This is a genomic window from Paenibacillus peoriae, assembly GCF_022531965.1.
GTDB classification, from domain to species: Bacteria; Bacillota; Bacilli; order Paenibacillales; family Paenibacillaceae; genus Paenibacillus; species Paenibacillus polymyxa_D.
This window is the reverse complement of the sequence record NZ_CP092831.1, coordinates 845,482-864,081: the sequence shown is the minus strand read 5'-3', so window position 1 is coordinate 864,081 and position 18,600 is coordinate 845,482. Positions and strand designations below refer to the sequence as shown.

Sequence of the window (18,600 nt, the reverse complement as noted above, 5' to 3'; positions counted from 1 at the left end):
ACCTACATCGACTATGAATGGAAGGGGATTGAGCAATCAATGCTTTTAGAAGAGGAAGCTCCCACATTATTGAGGGAGGTTTACTAGTTGAAAACTTCAAATTGAAACGGAAGAGAAAACATAAGAGCAGGTTAGATGAATTACGGAGGAATGAAAATGTATTTAGATAAATTCATATTGCCTATAGATGAAGAATCCTCATTGATAGAACAAAGAATGGCATACAATGGCGGTAGGTTTGGATATGTCGACGAAACTTACCCATGTGGCATTTTCTCAAAAAATCGGTTTTCCGAATTGAGCTTTTCAAAAATCACAATTTTATATGGAGGAAACGGCTCGGGGAAAAGCACACTTCTAAATCTCATAGCGAATAAATTGGAACTAAATCGTATTGCACCATTCAATTCAAGTGAATTGTTCAGTTCATATGTTGAACATTGTAAATTTGAACTTGGACTTGACGACGAGGGATTTAAACATCGAATTCCAAATGGAAGTAGGATAATCACAAGTGACGATATTTTTGATTATATGCTTACAGTCCGCACAAACAACGATGAAATCGTGGATAGCACAGAAGATATAAGATCGGAATGGGGAAATCTGAAATTCGGCAATACAGTGAAAATGAATAGCATGGATGATTATGAAGCATTGAGGTTACAGGTGCTCTCAAGAAAAAAATCAATTTCACGCAGGGAGTTTATTCGCAGAGTCGCCGGCACCGAAATTAAACTGAACAGCAATGGGGAGACAGCCCTGAGTTATTTTAATTCCAAATTTAAAAATGACACATTATATTGTTTGGATGAACCGGAGAACAGTCTATCTCCTAAAATGCAGCTTGAACTTGTCAAAATGATAGAGGAAATGGCTCACTATTGCGGATGTCAATTTATCATTGCAACGCACTCACCGTTTTTACTGGCGATGGAGTTTACAAAAATATATGATTTAGAAGCTAATCCAGTCGACATAAAGCAATGGTGGGAATTAGAAAACCCAAAAGTGTACTTTGATTTTTTCAATAAGCATAAAGGGCTGTTTCTACACAATAAGTAAAGAAACAAGATTTGAACAAAAATATATCCGCCGCGTATATTAAAAAAAATTTGAGCTTATTTATTTATCGCTGATTACGCTAACGGGGAAACGATAGCTCAATAAATTGGCTTTTACCACGCCTTATTTAATACCAAAGAGAGCCTATCCCTTTATTAATTGGAAATGATTTAACCTCCAAATCAAAGTGATGGGCTTATTTTCTTTCTCCTAAGCACTACACTACATTAGACTGACGCTATTTCATTAAGCTAACGAGCAGATTAGTTTAAAGTCAATCGATATGAACCTTATCACAGGTAAGGTTATTTTTTTGTGCGCATTCATCAATAAAGAACAAAGCTCGCTGTCACTTCAGCGAGCTTTGTTCTTTATATGTCAAAACCAAGTCATAGTAAACCCTATTCGAGGTCTCAAGTTATCGAAAGAAATAGCGCACTTAGGCGCGTTCTCATCCGCAGGTTAAACAATATTCTCGCTGTTTAAACAGATTTAATATACACATCTGCAAAAACTTTTGCAAAGTCTTCGACCTTGACTTTACCGAGGTGGTAGTCGGTGGCACGGAGGCTGACGTAGAACTCGTCGGCGTTCTCGCAGGCGCGGTTCATTTGGGCAAAGGCATTGGCAGTGTTTTCGTGGAAGCCGATTTTTTTCATATTCTCAGCAAGAGCTTCAACGGTGATTTGTTGGTATTTGGCCTCGATACCATTCTCAGCAAGGGCATTGAGCCAGTCGTTACCTGTGGCCCAGTCACTAACAATGAACTTCGCACTTTTACCCGATGGGGTGTGAGAAATCAGGGCGTAAGCGACGTCCGCGATATCAACGGGGCTGACCCAGCCTTGTGGGATGTCAACTGAAATTGGGCTGAAGATGGTCTGCTGGGTTTTTAGGCTTTGCATGTCGGCAAAAAGATTGCTGTAAAAGCCGACAGGGCGGATGTGGACAACGTTCACGTCTTCAAGCGAGTTTAGCGCTTCTTCTGCAAAATGATAGCTGTAGAGAATGCCGGCGTTTGGGTTGTCGGCGCCGACTGAGCTGAGGTTGACGACGTTTTTTACGCCTGATTTTAGCACAGCGGCCTTATAATTTTCAGAAAGATCAATGGCGGTCTGCCACATGTCGGTGCCAGAGGCATAATTGATACCTGATATCATGAGGTAGACGACGTCGCTACCTGCAAAAGCCTGCGCGAGGAATTCGACGTCGAGGTTTGAGCCGACCGCTGGTTCGGCACCGAGCGCTTTGATGTCGGCGATACGATCTTTGGAGCTTGTGATGACGGTAACATCGTGGCCGTCTGCGATTAGGGATGGGAGGTAGTTGCGGTTAATATTGCCGAGTGAGCCGAGAACTGTGATTTTCATTGTGTAATCTCCTTTTTTAATGTGATTTCGAGAAATGGATATCGCTTATTGGGACCGTTATCCCTTCCTTGATTGGATATTCATTACAAGAGAGATTATACATCGGATAAATAAACTAAGTAAACTAATTTAATAAAATTAGTTAATTTAATAATCTTTTTAAACATTGTTTATTGATACCTCTATTTTGATATAATATGATTTGACGAGCGGTAGAGGAGGCTTCAATCGTGAGAAAACCCATGAGCGCAGATCAATATCTTAATAAAATCAAACCTGTAATTAGAAGAACCAGATTCAGCCAACTGAAAATTGACGATATCGCAAAACATATGGATATTAGTAAAGTGACGCTTTACAAGCATTTTTCATCCAAAGATGAAATCATCGAACAGGTTGTAGAGTATGGAATTCAGTACTTGCAGCAGGCTGACACCGTTGTATATGATGATTCCGTTTCATATATTGATCGCTTTCAAAAAACGTTTCTGGAATCGTTAATAGGTGTTATTTATTTATCCGATTTGTTCCTGCAAGACCTTAAGGAGTTTTATCCACGACTTTTTGAAAATATTTCCGTTGCTCAACAAAATAGAATTAAAAATTTACAATCTTTTTTTCAATCCGGTATGGATAAAAAGATTTTTAACAGAATGCACGTTGCGCTGTCCTTAGTTCAAGACGATGCTACGCTTCGGCGCATTATGGAACCGACCTTTAGTATTCAATGGTATGATCTCACCTTGAAACAAGCCGTTATGGAATTTTATAAGATGAAACAGTATCAAGTGATTAGTCCTGAGTATCTGGATACTGTTGACGATTCCGTTATCGAAAAAGAAATCATTCGTATTTTACAAACCATTTCGTGAACGCGTTCGTTTCTCCCGACTTGCTCTTATTGATGCTGTCGTCCGTTATCTGAGTAATCGTTGTAAAGTTTGTAGCTTATAACGCTAAGAAGGCCCTCCGTGTAGATGACCATTAAACTTGCCGTTACAAACAGCACGGTGAACCGTATCACAGTAAGTCATTATGCTAACGGAAAACGATAGCTCATAAAAGACAAGAAGGCAGCCGATCATAGTGATCGGCTGCCTTTGTTTAACTAACGGGCAGGATAGTTTAAAGCTTTCGATAAATCGTATGGCCTTACGAAAGACAATAAAAGCGCAGCTCATGATTGGAAAAGACCGAAAAGAGCACCCCCAATTCCACTGGCAATTATGCAAATTTATTAGCATTAGCGCTGCGCCACTAGGCGTACTCGTCCCATTGGGCACTGCGGAACTCATGCTGGTTGCTATACAAGAAGCGCGTGCCAATTGCGACGAGCCGTTCGCTCTATATCATTCAGCGGTTACTTTGTATATTTGGTGCAGCAGGTCGTATCCCATGCCGTCAGCCAATATGTGCACCCTGGGAACACATAATCGTCCTTTAAGTATGGCCAGATGAGATTCCCAGCAAACGCAAAGCGAGTTTCAAGCTGTGGCGTTCTTCGTGTATTCGGTCAAATAATACACGGGGAATGGGAAAGTCATTTTTTCAACTATAAACAGTTGCCTGAAAGGGCAGAGAGGATTTCCTGTGTTGTCCGGGTACGCCCGATGCGTGGAAAAATGAAATTTTTTACGTAATCATGCCCGGTTTCGGAAAATCCAGTCATAGCATCAATCGCCAAAATCAGCTGATACCCATGCATAAACGCTTCCCGCGCAGTCGTATCAACGCCCAACTCAGTAGCGATGCCGCATAAGACGATGGTATCAATTCCTCGGCGGCGCAACTGAAGGTCGAGCTCCGTTCCGTAAAAAGCCCCCCATTGCTTCTTCGTGATGATATGGTCTGTCTCGGTGACCCGCATTTCCGGGACGATTTGATCCCATCCTTCAGGCAGATTCAGGGGTGGTCCAGGCGAATCCAACTTAGGACGCGGGATATCCTTCAAATCTTTACTAGATACCCGGACCAGTGCAACCATTGAGCTTTGCTCACGGAAAGTATCTGCCAAGGCTGCGGCGTTAGACACTACCTGCTCAGCAGAATAAGGGGCGTATTGATTTCCTATCCACTTTTGCAAGTCAATAACAACCAACGCTGTTTTTTGTGGATCCCATAATCGTTCCATTCTGTATGTTCTCCTCATCTCTTCGATTTGACCGTATGTCTAATTACGCGAACATATAGTCATTTGACTTCATGTTCCGTATTTTGTACTATCATTCATGAATAGTCAAGGGGGAGATTTTTCTTATGAGTGTGACAAGGGAAGAGGTTTTAAAATCGGCGATGAAGCTTTTTAAGGAACATGGGTTTCTTTCGACGACGATACAGGATATTGCCGAGGATTGCGGTATTGCCAAAGGATCAGTCTATAAATATTTCCCTTCCAAGGAAGACCTCTTCAGCGAGGTGTTTGATCAATGCCATAACGCCTATTTTGATCAAGTCGATGAACTGAAACGCTTTCCCGAACTCTCGCCAGAAGAGCAGTTTCTGCAGCAGATCATTCTGCGATTCCGTTATTTTATGGAATACAAGCATATTCTGGTCGAATTCACGGAGCTCCCCATCCAACAGGATCCCAAGTTCCAGCCGCTTAGACACAAGGTTAGAGGGCGGCTCATCCGATGGCATAAAGAGTGCTTGATACAGGTTTATGGCGAAGAAATTTATCCGTTCCTGTGGGATTTGGTTTCCATCTATCGTGCGATTCTGAAGGAGTACTTATTTTGGATCGTTTATGAAGAAAAGTCTCTATCGCTTGAGGAAACGGCAAGGTTCATTTTGGATAAGCTCAATGTGCTCGTTAAGCATATGATGGCCTCTAACCTGAAGCCTCTGCTGAAACAGGCTTCGTTCGAGAGGTATTTAAGCTGGGGGCTCGAGGACCGCCAAGGGGAGAGAGAGCAGTTCCTTACCGAGCTGTTCCGGGAGATGGATTCGGCCCTTAATGTTCTTCCATCCGGCGCAAAACATCGTTCGGAGTTGAAAGAGGTTTACCATTTTATCCAGAACGAAACTCGTAAAGCGGAACCGAACTTCCCGTTGCTGCAAGCTTCGCTCTACTTTTTGGAGAGAGAGAAAGAGCTTAAAAGTCAGGTCATCCAGTTAAGGAATATTATTTATTCAGGTAGGGGGAGATAGCTTGTTATGTGAAATCAAATCTAACCCCATTGGGGACAAGAGTGAAGACTCTAGGGGTGGAGAGAACAATACGCGAGAAAGGTACGTCTAATGTTGTTACGGTTAGCGAGCATTCCGCTAACGGGAAACGTTAGTTCAAGGGAAACAGCGACAGTCTAGGACTTTATTTTCTCGTCCTTAGTTGTCGTTGTTTCCATTTTATAGAACAAATTAAATACTTTGTCTTATACTGACAGTTATTTCATTAACATCAGTTCTCTTTTTGCTTCGCATAATACTCGGTGATCAGATCGAGGAACACCTTGGGAAACGCCAAGGTGGCCATATCGGCTTCGCTGATCCAGCGGTACCCCGCTGGCAGCGCATTATGCGCGTGCTCCGCCTGCTCAGCCAGCGCAATTAACGCACCTGGCTTCGCTCCGGTGCTATAGCTGGCCCGCTGCTCGGCAGCCAGCGGGGGGCCTCCCGCCTCCCCGGCAGGGGCGGCGACCTCCTCACACTGGAACACACGCAGGTTCCAGTGAATGTGGCTGAACGTGTGCTCCGCCTCACGTACAAACCGCACCGGGCGCGCAAGCACGCCCTCTGCCAGCAAATGAGCCGCCAGATGGTCCATGGCGGGCTCATCTGGCACCGGGCCGTTGTAGCCCTCCGGTCTGGCAAGCTCATGCGGCAGCTCCCACATGCGGGCCAACAGGCCCTTGGCCGGGCGCTGCCGTACGAGCAGACGGCCGGTGTTCGCTCCGCTGCCCTCGATGAGAGCGACGGAGCGCGGCTCCAGCCGCGGCGGCTTTGCCTTGGTCTTGACTGGCAGTGTCTCCTCGCGACCTGCCAGCCTGCCCGAGCAATGCTCCATGACCGGGCAGGTCAGACAATGAGGCGACTTCGGCGTACAGACCAGTGCGCCTAGCTCCATCAGAGCCTGATTAAAATCAGAGGCTCTTCCTTCGGGAATCAGCTCCCGTACCAGACTTTCCATATGTGCCCGCGTGCTGCCTTTCATAATATCCTCTTCAATGAGAAAATAACGTGACAGCACACGCATCACATTCCCGTCCACAGCAGGCTCTGGTCGGTTGAAGGCGATACTCATAATCGCCCCCGTCGTATACGGGCCTACTCCTTTCAATGCAGCGACAGCCTGTGTATCATCCGGCACCTGCCCGCCGTGAAGTTCAACTACCTGCTTCGCCGCAGTTTGCAAATTCCGGGCCCGTGAATAATAACCCAGTCCTTCCCATAGCTTGAGCACATCCTCCTCGGGTGCTTCGGCCAGCGCTTCAATCGTAGGAAAACGTGCAATAAAGCGATTAAAATACGGAATGACCGTATCGACACGCGTCTGCTGAAGCATAATTTCCGAGATCCAGATATAAAAAGGATTCCGATGACGTCGCCACGGCAAATCGCGTTTGTTACGCGTATACCAATTCAACAGTTCAAAGCTGAAATAACGCTTTTGTTCCAATGTATTTGTAGTCATCACATCACGTCTCCTTATATTCGACAATCACAAAAGCAGAGGCAATGTTAGGCTGATGTGTAATACTCAAGTGAATGCTGTAATTTGAGTCACCTGTATTCGGCAATCTCAGTCGATCCCACGCGGACGAAGACAAATAAACTACTGGCTTCCCCCCAGGTTCCGGTAAAATATCCATATCGCCAAACCCGATGATTTGCCCAATTCCGCAACCGAAGGCTTTGGTTATCGCTTCCTTGGCAGCAAAGCGCCCTGCTACGAACTCCGTTAGTCTACCCTTGCGTTCCACAGCAAGCTCGCGTTCTGCCGGGGTCAGCACTCGATTCAAAAACGCATCTGCATATTTACCTGCCAAAATATGAGCCATACGGCTTATTTCCAGCACATCATGTCCAATTCCGTAGATCATTTGGGTATTCTCCGTCCTTTATACTTTACTGGATCTATTGTAACAGTGCGTCTACACCCTGGCGAGTCACAAAGGCGTAAAAACAGCACCAAAATATGTTAAAATAAGAAAGGCTATAGGTGAATGTTAGAAATTCAGCTGATATGCCCATTTAAAAAAATTCCCGTAGAAAGGAAGGATAGGATGTCAGAAACCATTATCGTTGAAGCAGGTACCGAAGCAGGAACAGATGCGGTGATCCGGGCTTCCTGGTTTCCCTCTAAAAATACAGCCAAAAGCCTGCTCATCATCGCTCATGGCTACAAAGGATTTAAGGATTGGGGCATGTTCCCCTATATAGCAGAAGCATTGAGTATGGATAACCATGTTGTGACCTTCAACTTTTCACATAATGGCATAGGTGAGGATCTGGAGAATTTTACCGAGCTGGAAAAGTTCGCACGCAACACCTATAGCCGCGAACAAGAGGATTTGGAACTATTGCTATCCAATCTGAGAGCCCGTCATGAGTTCAGAGAATTGCCGTTGTTTCTGTTAGGTCATAGCCGAGGCGCGGGAAGCTGCTTTGTATATGCTCTAGATCATCCCGGCGAGATTGCTGGCGTCATTTCATGGAATGGCGTGACAGATCTTGATCTGTTTACTTTACCGCAAAAAGAAGAAATGCGCGCCAAGGGACGCAGCTATGTGGAGAACGCCAGAACCGGGCAACAGCTCCCGCTGGATGCTATCATTCTGGAAGACCTGGAACAAAATCGCCAGCGTTTTGCCATTGTAGACAGACTTGCCAACAGCCAGCTCCCAGCTGTACTGATCCAGGGAACCGAAGATTCCAAACGTCTACGAGAAGGCTCTGCCCTGCTCACATCCGTTCGTCCCGACATCGAATGGGTACAAATTCAAGGCGGCAATCATACCTTTAATACCGTTCATCCATTCCAGGGAGGCAGTCTTCCACTGGATCAGGCGATTACCGAAACCCGCCGCTTCATTGAGTGGATCGCCAATTAATTATTACCCCTTCAATACAAACGGCGATCCGCCGGGCGGATCGCCGCATTTATTTACTTCAGAATTTTGCAAAATCCTCGCTTGAGCATTTTAAAATTACATAATGATTAATGCTTAGACTCCCGGGATGCTTGTCCGCTTATGCGCAGTACGTGTAAAGAAGCTTTCCAGCTTTTCGCGTGCCGCCGGGTCAATTTCCTTGCCTTCCAGATAGTCACTGTTTGCTTCGTAGGAGATCCCCAGTTCTTTTTCATCCGTCTGGCCTTCCCACAATCCAGCTGTAGGCGCTTTGTCCAAAATGGCCTGCGGAACTCCGAGATAGCTGGCGAGCAAGCGCACCTGACGTTTGTTCAGCGTGCTAAGTGGCGTAATATCGACCGCACCATCGCCCCATTTGGTATAAAAGCCTGTGATGGCTTCGGAAGCGTGATCTGTGCCAACGACGAGCAAATTCAGCTCATTCGCAAGTGCGTACTGAACCACCATCCGTGTTCTTGCCTTTACATTCCCTCTCACTTGCGGAGTAATCGAACGCTCAAGACCAATATCCTTTAACGTATGCTCCACTTCCACGGCAACCTTGTCCACGGCTTCCTTAATGTTCGTTTCCCCGGCATATTTCAGGTCGAACGCTTTGGCAACCGCGTAGCTATGCTCGATATCTTCCTGTTGGCCGTATGGCTGGAATACACCCAACGTTTTGTATTCGTCTCCTTGTTCCTGCGTCAATTCATCTGTAGCGCGCTTGCACAAAGCAGCTGCTACGGCACTGTCAATCCCGCCACTGATGGCGATCAACAGCCCTTTGCTTCCCGTTTTCGTTACATACGACTTGAGGAAATCCACACGCTTACGGACCTCTGCCTCTACGTTAATCGTAGGCTGTACTCCCAATTCAGCAATAATCTGTTCCTGCAAACTCATCAGATAAGCACCTCTTTTTTAGGAATTTCCTTCACAAGCCAACATGCAAAAGCCCCGGCAAGTTTCGCAGGCGAAAAATGCGGGGCATAGCTTGAGCAGTCTTACCGGCAAAAACGATCAAATGCACTGGTCAAATCAGCAGCAATCTGATCTGCCGAACGATCCTCCACCTGATGACGCTCGATGAAGTGAACCAACTCGCCGTCTTTCAACAGCGCGATAGAAGGGGAAGACGGTGGGTAAGGTGCGAAAAATTCGCGAGCCTTTGCCGTTGCTTCCTTGTCCTGTCCGGCAAAAACCGAATACAGATGATCTGGCGTAATATCATGCTTCAGTGCTTCACCCACACCCGGGCGGCATTGGCCTGCGGCACAACCACATACCGAGTTCACAACCACCAGCACTGTTCCTTTACTATTAGGCAGCTTGGCCTCCACATCTTCAGAGGTACGCAGTTCCTGAATCCCAAGATTCGTCAGTTCATCGCGCATCGGCTGAACTGAATCTCTCATATATTGATCGAAAGACATAGACATATTCTTTCACTCCTTTTCCGAAAATCATGTATAGTACGTTTCTAATTTCATCCTTTGCCGTAGTAAAGGCATGGACATCTAAATTTCATTATACAATCTTTTTCACGTAATTTGCAAAAATCCGGCTATATTTTTGAACGATTATTTCTGTATCGGACTCATGACAGGAGGCTCAGAATGATCCCGGTAAGTCGGGACGGTTCTGCGCAATCGAACTTTAAACTGCGTGCCCATTCCCTCCACCGAATCTACGGCAATCGTACCGTGATGACGCTCCACTATACTTTGACATAAGGCCAGACCCAGACCTGTACCTTTCGTTTTGGTGGTGTAAAAAGGTTGGAACAGCTTTTCAAGCTGTTTTTGCGAAATTCCAGGCCCTGTATCCTTTACTTCCAGTTCCACGAAATCCCCTTCCTCATGAGTAGAAATGGTCAGCACTCCCTTTTCCCCCATGGCTTCCATCGCATTACGCGATAAATTAAGCAGCAATTGCTTTATTTCCTTAGGGTTCAAATGCAGCATCGTCACATGATCCTCCAGCTTTAGATCAATCGTCTGCCCCCTCAGATTCGCATCTGCCCACAATAAAGGCGTCAGTTCGCGAATAATATCATGCAGATGACATTGCTCCTTCTCGACAATTCGATTCTGGGCCAGTGAAAGAAAATCGTTAATAATCCCGTTCGCCCGGTCAAGTTCCTCCATCACAATGCGGTAATAATGGTTGAGGGATTCTGGGCTTTTCTCACGCATAAGCTGTAAAAAACCACGCACAACCGCCATCGGATTACGTATTTCATGAGTAATGCCCGCTGCCATCTGTCCAACCAGGCTGAACCTCTCGAAATTGCCCAGCTCACTGCGCAGCGTCTCAAGCTCTGTAATATCTTGCAGGGCGATAATGACGCCTGTCGTTTGGTTTACATGTTTATCCCGAATAGGAAGGAAACTGGAGAAGAATACTTTGGGAGTAACATTTATAAAATCAGCACCCGCCTCTCCTTCCAATGCTTTCGCAACTCGTTCGTTAACCACAGGTAAAGTGTCAAAACCATATAACGTGCTCAATGGACGACCCACTATCTCAGGCAGTGTAATGTAGGGATCGTAGTTTCGATAGAGTTCCAGCATCGTTTTGTTCATATGTATAACTCGTTCTTCGCTGTCCAGAGTAACAAGAGATAACGGCATCAAATCCATAACTTGACGCAGCTTATCCACTTCAATTAAGTATTTGCTCGTAAACTCAGTCACATCACGCCGAAGCGTCAGTTTCTCAAAGGCATTATGCATTAGACTCACGACCGTAAAACTTGCCAGCACCCCTGCACCCATATTCCAAAACGTTGTAAGTAAGTCAGGAATGTATACAGAAACATCCTGTTTGCCCCACAGTAGCGGAAATATCGCCTTAAACAGCATATCAGCCACAACATATGCAGAGATCAGGAGCTTTTTGTCCAGCAATGTTCCTCTTTGAAAAAACTTGACATGCAGGAGCATAAAAGGAAAAAGGATAAAACCAGTGCCCACATACATTGGGGACATTTCTGTCGACTGGGCTATAATCAGGACACCCATCAGTGCGGAAGCAGCGAGCACAAAGGCAGTGCGACGTCTACCGTACATGATGCCAACAGCAAGGGGAATAATACCGAGATTAGAAGGTAGACCATACGGAGACTGATATTGAAAGAGTGTACATAGCAATATGGCTGGTAAGCAACACAAATACAGTATTCCTTGAGTGGGTCCAGGAAGCAGATTGCCGCCCCAAACCTTTTTCTTATCCCCATAATCCGTTAATATAGAGAAAAAACCCGCCGATATAACGGCAAGGAGAACTTGGAGCACACTTTCCTTCAACGCAATTAACAAGGACTTCTCCCCCTCATCATCTTTCCTTGACGCCGTTAGTTGAATTAAAGCACAGGCTACAATATATTACAATATATGTGTTAAAATTCCGGTATAGAACGACAAAATCTGCTAAATACCAGATGTATATAAGAAGATCGTTTTTACGCGTTTTAAAATCCTGTAAATTGAAAAATATACACGTTTACCGTGCCCTTAGGTTATCTAAAATGACGGTATTGCGATATGATGAAAAATTGGTTACGCCGTTCTGAATTTTTTGAAAATTTGTCGACGAAAAGGAAGAGGTTTATGACTTACGACGTTATTGTGATCGGAGGCGGCTCAGCCGGATTAATGGCTGCTGCCGCTGCCAGCAGTGAGGGCGCCAAGGTGCTTTTACTTGAAAAAGGAAATAAACTCGGGCGAAAGCTGGGGATCTCTGGTGGAGGCCGTTGCAATGTCACGAATGCCAAAGAGCTGGACGAACTCATTCGGCACATCCCCGGCAATGGCCGTTTTCTGCACAGTGCACTGGCGGATTTTGGCAATCGGGATATCATCGCCTTTTTTGAACAGCTGGGTATAGCCTTAAAGGAAGAAGACAATGGGCGTATGTTTCCAGTGACGGACAAAGCCAAAACAGTAGTCGATGCTTTGATTAACAAGGTACGCTCTCAAGGAGTCGAAATTCGGACAAGTCGTCCTGTTCAAGAGGTTATTTACAAAGAAGGTCATACAGCTGGGGTACGGCTGCGTTCCGGTGAAATCCTACATAGCCGTAATGTCATTGTAGCCGTCGGTGGCAAGTCCGTCCCGCATACCGGCTCGGAAGGTGACGGCTATGCATGGGCAGAACAAGCGGGGCATACCATTACGGAGCTGTATCCAACAGAGGTGCCATTGACCTCAGGCGAAACGTTCATCCAGACGAAAGAGCTTCAGGGACTATCCTTACGCGACATCAGTCTGACCGTATGGAATGCGAAGCAAAAGAAAGTTGTCGTCCATGAAGGAGATATGATTTTTACACATTTCGGTCTATCTGGCCCAACTGCTTTGCGGTGCAGTCAATTTGTCGTCAAGGGAATGAAAAAAGATAAGGTAAACACGGTGTTATTGACTCTCGATTTGCAGCCTCATAAACATGCCGATGAAGTCTACCGTGAGACGCTGGAGTTGGCATCGGTCGATGCTAAAAAAGCGATCAAAAACGTGCTTAAACCTTATTTACCGGAACGCTTGATTCCATTGTTGCTCCAGCAAGCCGAACTGCGTGAGGACTTGACCTATGATCATATTCCCAAGCAGCAATGGCAAGAACTTGCTCATCGCATTAAGGCGTTTCCAATCCGTGTGAACGGTACGCTCTCTCTGAAGGAAGCATTTGTTACCGGGGGCGGTGTGAATTTGAAGGAAATTAATCCGAAAACGATGGAGTCCAAGCTGATGCCTGGATTGTTCTTCTGCGGTGAGATTCTCGATATTCACGGTTACACAGGTGGTTATAATATTACAGCGGCGTTTACGACAGGGCATACAGCAGGGACACAAGCGGCCGTAAGCGATTAAGACGCTGCGCGTAGGACTTGATCTTACGATCGCTGTTGCCACGGGATTCTCTTGATTATATAAAACATTTAAGGGTAAGAATTCCGTGGCAAAGGCGAACGCTGTCGCTTCTTCAGATTCAAATCCTCCGCTGCGCTGCATACCACCACTGCATCCTCATTTGTTTGGGGGAGATAGGAAAAGGAAATGAAAAAGACTTAAATCAGTTGAATTGCTGAGTTAAGTCTTTTTTTGAGTAATCGTGTATTGAACAAGCTCTATCTTGTTTTGACATTTGCCGCTATCTTAAACCTCAATAATGATAGGTAAAATCATGGGTCTTCTCTTCGTCTGATTGTAAATGAACCGACCAACATCATCTTTTAACATCTGCTTAATCAGTCCCCACTGACTCATTTCGATTTCTGTTAGCTCGTTCACTGTGGACATAATCGTGTCGTGGATCTGACTCATGAGCTCTTCGGAATCCTTAACATATACAAAGCCTCTTGAAATGACCTCTGGCGCTGCGAGCATTTGCTTCTCATTTTTACTCAACGTCATCACAATAATCAGCATTCCGTCTGAAGAAAGTTTTTTACGGTCACGCAGGACAATATTACCTACGTCACCGGTTACCAACCCGTCTACCAAACTATTGCCAGCTGGTACTTTAGGGCCCAGGGATGCCCTTCCCTCTTCAATTTGAATCGTGTCACCGTTATGGACGATAAATACATTCTCCATCGGAATCCCCACAGACTCCGCTAACTGCCGATGCTGATACAGCATTCTGAATTCACCATGTATAGGAATCAAATACTGTGGTTTCATCAAAGTCATCATTAATTTCAATTCTTCCTGGCTACCATGACCGGATACGTGCATCCCTGTAGAGCTACCTGATCCATAAATAACCTGGGCACCCAGCACATACAGGTTGTCAATAACCTGGGAAAGGTTTCGCTCATTCCCCGGTATGGCTCCCGCAGCAATGATGACCGTATCACCAGGCAAAATTTCGATTTTGGGATGCAGGGAATTGGCTAAACGTGACAATGCGGCCATCGGCTCTCCCTGGCTTCCGGTACATAAAACTGCAATTTCTTCTGCGGGAAACCGCTCTGTTTCTCCCGCCTCAATCAGCAAATCCTCAGGCATATGCAAGAAGCCCAGCTCCTTGGCCACTGACACCACATTTATCATACTTCGTCCGAGTAAAACCAGTTTCCTGCCTGTTTCCACAGCCGCGTCAATGACTTGCTGGACACGGTTAACATTAGAAGCGAACGTGGAGATAAACACCTGCTGTTTGGCTCTGGCAAATGCATCTAGAATATGCCCGCCAACCAAACGTTCTGAAGGGGTAAATCCTGGCCTTTCCGCATTTGTACTTTCGGAGAGCAGCACTTTCACCCCCTTCTTTCCTATTTCAGCCATTCGATGAAGATCGGGAAAAGGTCCGCTTACGGGAGACATATCGAATTTGAAATCGCCGGTATGGACCACATTTCCTTCCGGTGTCTGAAAAAAGACACCCAGGCAATCCGGGATACTGTGAACCGTGGTGAAAAAGGATGCCTGAATCGTTCCCGCTTGAACGGTTGAATCCGCATCTATAAGATGAAGCTCGGCATCACGCAAAAGGTTATGTTCCCTTAACTTAATCTTAATTAATTCGATGGTGAGCTTTGTCCCATAAACGGGCATGTTAATCTGCTTGAGCAGATAGGGAATACCTCCGATGTGATCCTCATGCCCATGAGTCACAATGAGCGCTCTGACTTTATCCTGATTTTCCAGCAGATAGGTGACATCGGGCACAATAAGGTCAATACCAGGCAAGTTCTCATCAGGAAACTTCGAACCACAATCGATTACGACGATATCCTGATCGTATTGGATGAAATACATGTTTTTCCCGATTTCATTCACACCGCCTAGAGCAGCAATGAGTAATCTATTATCACCAAGCATCAAGTTTATTTCCTCCTTAGAAAAATGCTATCCATATTATTCATTTTCCACGTAAACTTATACACAAAAAGAAACCCTTGTCTCTAAAAGACAGGGGTTCTCACTTGATTTATTAGATACCCACCGCAGCCGAAATAGCAGCGAAAATAGCAGCAACTAACCACAGGATGGGGAATAGCTTGAAGATTACCTTCAGCCACTGTCCAAAGCTGATCCGGGCAATGGCCAATCCTGCCAGCAGAACTCCACCTGTCGGTGAAATGAGATTGGTTAACCCGTTACCAAACTGGTACGCTGTGACTACGGCTTCACGATTGATGCCTACAAGATCGCCGAGCGGTGCAAGTACAGGCATAGTTAGTGCTGCTTCCCCCGAAGAAGATGGGACCAGGAAAGTAATAATATTATGTGCAACCAACATAATGGTTGTGAACAAGTAATTTGGCAATCTTTCCAGGATGCCTGCGAGTGCATTCAATACGGTATCAATGATCATACCCTGCTCGGCGATGATCAGAATTCCGCGAGCGAGACCTATAATCACTGCAGCGTAGATGAATTCTCCACACCCTTTTACAAAATTCTCAGCTATCTCCTTCTGGCTCATTTTGGTGACTACCCCGACAAAAAGACCGAGTGCGAAGAAAAGGGCGCCGATTTCAGTCATATACCAGCCTTTGACCAAAATTCCCCAGACAATGGCTCCCAGCGTTACAATAAATCCACCTATAATTAATTTGTCCCGAAACGTGAAGACGACGTCCTCACCTGTATTTTCTTTTATAAATTGCTCGCGATTTATAATATCACTCTGAAAAACAATGGATTTCTCCGGATTTCTCTTAACCCGGTGCGCATACCACATCGTAAAGGCAATAGAAATCATAGTAAATACAAGCCATTCAATAAATCTCAGCCAGAGCTGAGGATTCCCCTCCACTCCTGCGATTCCCTGGGCAATCAATACTGAAAATGGATTCACAGTCGAACCAACATAGCCAATTTGCGTTCCCAGAAATAGAATGAGAATAGCAGTCATAGAATCGAAGCCTAGGGCAAACATTAACGGAATAAAAATTGCATAAAGCGGAATAATTTCTTCGCTCATCCCAAAGGTAGAGCCTCCGAGACTGAATATAACCATGGCAATTGGAATAAGCAAAATCCCCTTATTCTTCAGTCGCCTGGCAAGAGCCGTCAGAGCACGATCGATGGCTCCCGTCTGCAGAATAATCCCGAAGGAGCCGCCTACAATAAGGACAAAAGAGACCACATCGGCAGCATTGATAATCCCTTCAATCGGGGCGCTAAGGATTTGGGGGATTCCCTGTCTTAAATCACCATTCTCACCCGTTTTGGGTACAGTGTGATAGGTTCCCGAAACGATTGCCGTTTTGATCACACCGTTCACTGTCACTTCATGACGCTCAAACTGTCCGCTGGGTACAATCCATGTCAACGTAGCGACCGTAATAATAATCAAAAATATTAAAGTATAACTATGGGGCAAGGATAATTTCCATTTCTTATTCTTGATGTTCATGTTTATCCCTCATTCCAAGAATGGTTATACGTAACCTTCCCTCCCATAATGGTCAATATCACTTGGGCATCCCTGATGTCCCCAGCGGATGCGTTAAGGAGGTCGCGATCAAAAACGGCGATGTCAGCATATTTTCCAGCCTCCAGCGTACCTGTAACCTCTTCCATATAACAATGTTTGGCTCCATTAATGGTCCATGCCTTTAAAACTTCGGATGGCGGCATCCCTTGGTCAGGATACCAGCCTCCTGCAGGCGAGCCATCCGGGAATAATCGGTGAGAGGCTGCATACAGCGAATCAGGGACACTAGTGATAAATAAAGGCAGATCAGTCCCAATGGTTATTGGCACGTTAGCCTCCAGCATGGATTTATAATTATAAAAGCGGTTTTCATTGTCTTTACCTACCACAGCAGACATATAAGCATCCTCGTAAGAAGGATTCAGTAGCAGGATTTGGGCGTAGACTTCGGCAAAAATTTCGTTCTCGCCCATTCTAATCAGATCATCTGGATGAGGATACTCTAGATCACTGATCGAATGCCTGATAAGGTGATTACCTTGTTGTTCGCGGCATTTTTCAATCATCGATACTGCCTGGCGAATTGCAGCATCCCCTTCTGCAGTTAGGCAGCATTTGATACCTTGGCTGTCTGCTTCCAGAACTGAGGCTTCAATTTTTTCATAATCAACCGTTCTTAAATTCGTGACTTCAGGCATATCTGCGTAAGGCTCCAACATATCCCCTGTATGATCGGCTACAACGCCGTCAAGCATCAGCTTGTATCCTTGAAAACGAATAAGGTCCCCATTATAAAGTGCTTTATACTTGATACCGGTGCCAATATCCAACGGTTCAACAACAACGGGTTCAAGCGAAAAATGAAATCGGAGTGACAGTTCTCCTGCTTCTTTCAATTCTTCTAGAATCGGCAGTAGCTCGCTATGCCGGTCAAAGCCAATATCCTTTATGGAAGTAACTCCTCGTGCAGCCAGCAGGCGGCAAAACTCTACAAACTCTTGTTTGACAAGGCTGCGATCCTGCATCATGGCTTGGAGTAGCAAAGCACGTGCCTCAGCACTGCATTGATCCGGCAAAAATTGATATTTCTCCTGAGCCAGTCGGTTCATCCAGCAGTAGCTTTTATTTAGGTTAATGGCAATTACCGCCCGATCAGGGAACATCTCGTCCAACAACCTTTGTTCCGGCAGCTTGCCCCATCTTTCCTCGCTCCAACCGTAAGCGGTTACATCTTTCCCTGGCGGGAGATTGTTTGCCGCTTGCAGCATGGATTCCACTGCTTCTCCAATCGAGGCTGCATGAGTCAAATCCACGCCCCGATGCATCGACATATATCCGGTAAAAAATACATGATTGTCATGAACTCCTGGCATGATAAAAGCATCACCCAAATCACAGACAACCGTTTCAGTTCCTATCCAAGCTTGTGCTTCCTCGGGACGACCCACTGCTGCAATACATTCTCCCCGCAGTGCAATAAACCCAGGCGAAGCTTCATTTTCTAAGCCATTAAAAATAGCATTTGACAGTAGAACCTTGTCCGCTAATGTGTCCTTCTTCCCTTGCACAGTTTCACCTCCTCATTATTTATCCGCTTCATAACATAACGTAATATAACGTTATAATATTGCTTCTGCTTCTCTCATAGAGTGGAAGCAGAAGCTGCGCCGTACCTGAATAACATTACGTAACAGGCAACG

15 protein-coding genes are annotated in these 18,600 nt (G+C 45.5%); 5 read left to right on the top strand and 10 right to left on the bottom strand.

Going from position 1 to position 18,600, the window contains the following annotated elements; translation table 11 throughout:
- Window positions 1-135: 135 nt before the first annotated feature.
- Window positions 136-1,065 (top strand): AAA family ATPase, encoded by a 930-nt coding sequence (locus MLD56_RS03885; RefSeq protein ID WP_090738462.1) that lies wholly within the window; start codon window positions 136-138, stop codon window positions 1,063-1,065.
- A 482-nt stretch (window positions 1,066-1,547) separates the two neighbouring features.
- On the opposite strand, the gene MLD56_RS03880 is transcribed toward MLD56_RS03885, so the two are convergent.
- Window positions 1,548-2,435, bottom strand: a complete 888-nt coding sequence (locus MLD56_RS03880; protein WP_029515792.1) for an NmrA family NAD(P)-binding protein — start codon at window positions 2,433-2,435, stop codon at window positions 1,548-1,550.
- A gap of 230 nt (window positions 2,436-2,665) precedes the next feature.
- On the opposite strand from MLD56_RS03880, the gene MLD56_RS03875 reads away from it, so the two are divergent.
- The gene (locus MLD56_RS03875; RefSeq protein WP_029515793.1) at window positions 2,666-3,307 is read left to right on the top strand and encodes a TetR/AcrR family transcriptional regulator; all 642 of its coding nucleotides are present in this window, start codon (window positions 2,666-2,668) and stop codon (window positions 3,305-3,307) included.
- 680 nt (window positions 3,308-3,987) lie between these two features.
- Here the strand turns inward: MLD56_RS03875 and MLD56_RS03870 are convergent.
- Entirely contained in the window at window positions 3,988-4,566 is a 579-nt protein-coding gene (locus MLD56_RS03870; RefSeq protein ID WP_029515795.1) for a hydrolase, read from the bottom strand.
- A gap of 125 nt (window positions 4,567-4,691) precedes the next feature.
- Between MLD56_RS03870 and MLD56_RS03865 the strand changes: the two genes are divergently transcribed.
- Window positions 4,692-5,585: a TetR/AcrR family transcriptional regulator gene (locus tag MLD56_RS03865; protein WP_029515796.1), complete on the top strand. Its 894-nt coding sequence runs from the start codon at window positions 4,692-4,694 to the stop codon at window positions 5,583-5,585.
- 250 nt (window positions 5,586-5,835) lie between these two features.
- Here the strand turns inward: MLD56_RS03865 and mutY are convergent, their stop codons facing one another.
- Both mutY and acpS read right to left on the bottom strand, forming a co-directional pair.
- Window positions 5,836-7,068, bottom strand: coding sequence for an A/G-specific adenine glycosylase (mutY, locus tag MLD56_RS03860; protein ID WP_241113472.1), 1,233 nt, complete (start codon window positions 7,066-7,068; stop codon window positions 5,836-5,838).
- Window positions 7,069-7,072: 4 nt separating this feature from the next.
- Window positions 7,073-7,477: a holo-ACP synthase gene (gene acpS, locus MLD56_RS03855; RefSeq protein ID WP_029515799.1), complete on the bottom strand. Its 405-nt coding sequence runs from the start codon at window positions 7,475-7,477 to the stop codon at window positions 7,073-7,075.
- A 183-nt stretch (window positions 7,478-7,660) separates the two neighbouring features.
- Between acpS and MLD56_RS03850 the strand changes: the two genes are divergently transcribed.
- On the top strand, window positions 7,661-8,488 hold the full coding sequence (locus MLD56_RS03850) for an alpha/beta hydrolase family protein (protein ID WP_029515800.1): 828 nt from the start codon (window positions 7,661-7,663) through the stop codon (window positions 8,486-8,488).
- A gap of 114 nt (window positions 8,489-8,602) precedes the next feature.
- Here MLD56_RS03850 and nadE read toward each other — a convergent pair whose 3' ends face one another.
- The 3 genes from nadE to MLD56_RS03835 all read right to left on the bottom strand — a co-directional run bounded on the left by nadE (window position 8,603) and on the right by MLD56_RS03835 (window position 11,829).
- The gene (gene nadE / locus MLD56_RS03845) at window positions 8,603-9,412 is read right to left on the bottom strand and encodes an NAD(+) synthase (RefSeq protein ID WP_025722646.1); all 810 of its coding nucleotides are present in this window, start codon (window positions 9,410-9,412) and stop codon (window positions 8,603-8,605) included.
- Between the two features lie 101 nt (window positions 9,413-9,513).
- Window positions 9,514-9,948 (bottom strand): BrxA/BrxB family bacilliredoxin, encoded by a 435-nt coding sequence (locus MLD56_RS03840; RefSeq protein WP_029515801.1) that lies wholly within the window; start codon window positions 9,946-9,948, stop codon window positions 9,514-9,516.
- 141 nt (window positions 9,949-10,089) lie between these two features.
- On the bottom strand, window positions 10,090-11,829 hold the full coding sequence (locus tag MLD56_RS03835; protein ID WP_241113471.1) for a two-component system sensor histidine kinase NtrB: 1,740 nt from the start codon (window positions 11,827-11,829) through the stop codon (window positions 10,090-10,092).
- 291 nt (window positions 11,830-12,120) lie between these two features.
- On the opposite strand from MLD56_RS03835, the gene MLD56_RS03830 reads away from it, so the two are divergent.
- Window positions 12,121-13,380 (top strand): BaiN/RdsA family NAD(P)/FAD-dependent oxidoreductase, encoded by a 1,260-nt coding sequence (locus MLD56_RS03830; RefSeq protein WP_029515803.1) that lies wholly within the window; start codon window positions 12,121-12,123, stop codon window positions 13,378-13,380.
- 285 nt (window positions 13,381-13,665) lie between these two features.
- On the opposite strand, the gene MLD56_RS03825 is transcribed toward MLD56_RS03830, so the two are convergent.
- The 3 genes from MLD56_RS03825 to MLD56_RS03815 form a co-directional block, all read right to left on the bottom strand.
- Window positions 13,666-15,336 carry a ribonuclease J gene (locus tag MLD56_RS03825; RefSeq protein WP_029515804.1) on the bottom strand — a complete coding sequence of 557 codons (1,671 nt, stop codon included), beginning with the start codon at window positions 15,334-15,336 and terminating at the stop codon, window positions 13,666-13,668.
- 112 nt (window positions 15,337-15,448) lie between these two features.
- Complete coding sequence (locus MLD56_RS03820) at window positions 15,449-16,879, bottom strand: YfcC family protein (RefSeq protein ID WP_029515805.1); 1,431 nt, start codon at window positions 16,877-16,879, stop codon at window positions 15,449-15,451.
- Between the two features lie 2 nt (window positions 16,880-16,881).
- On the bottom strand, window positions 16,882-18,468 hold the full coding sequence (locus MLD56_RS03815; protein WP_039270615.1) for an amidohydrolase: 1,587 nt from the start codon (window positions 18,466-18,468) through the stop codon (window positions 16,882-16,884).
- Between the last annotated feature and the right edge of the window lie 132 nt (window positions 18,469-18,600).

Excerpts from the sequence above, each read along its gene's own strand:
- MLD56_RS03885 (WP_090738462.1), top strand. The coding sequence starts at position 136 with ATGAATTACGGAGGAATGAAAATGTATTTAGATAAATTCATATTGCCT.
- MLD56_RS03880 (WP_029515792.1), bottom strand. The coding sequence starts at position 2,435 with ATGAAAATCACAGTTCTCGGCTCACTCGGCAATATTAACCGCAACTAC.
- MLD56_RS03870 (WP_029515795.1), bottom strand. The coding sequence starts at position 4,566 with ATGGAACGATTATGGGATCCACAAAAAACAGCGTTGGTTGTTATTGAC.
- MLD56_RS03865 (WP_029515796.1), top strand. The coding sequence starts at position 4,692 with ATGAGTGTGACAAGGGAAGAGGTTTTAAAATCGGCGATGAAGCTTTTT.
- mutY (WP_241113472.1), bottom strand. The coding sequence starts at position 7,068 with ATGACTACAAATACATTGGAACAAAAGCGTTATTTCAGCTTTGAACTG.
- acpS (WP_029515799.1), bottom strand. The coding sequence starts at position 7,477 with ATGATCTACGGAATTGGACATGATGTGCTGGAAATAAGCCGTATGGCT.
- MLD56_RS03850 (WP_029515800.1), top strand. The coding sequence starts at position 7,661 with ATGTCAGAAACCATTATCGTTGAAGCAGGTACCGAAGCAGGAACAGAT.
- nadE (WP_025722646.1), bottom strand. The coding sequence starts at position 9,412 with ATGAGTTTGCAGGAACAGATTATTGCTGAATTGGGAGTACAGCCTACG.
- MLD56_RS03840 (WP_029515801.1), bottom strand. The coding sequence starts at position 9,948 with ATGTCTATGTCTTTCGATCAATATATGAGAGATTCAGTTCAGCCGATG.
- MLD56_RS03830 (WP_029515803.1), top strand. The coding sequence starts at position 12,121 with ATGACTTACGACGTTATTGTGATCGGAGGCGGCTCAGCCGGATTAATG.
- MLD56_RS03825 (WP_029515804.1), bottom strand. The coding sequence starts at position 15,336 with ATGCTTGGTGATAATAGATTACTCATTGCTGCTCTAGGCGGTGTGAAT.
- MLD56_RS03820 (WP_029515805.1), bottom strand. The coding sequence starts at position 16,879 with ATGAACATCAAGAATAAGAAATGGAAATTATCCTTGCCCCATAGTTAT.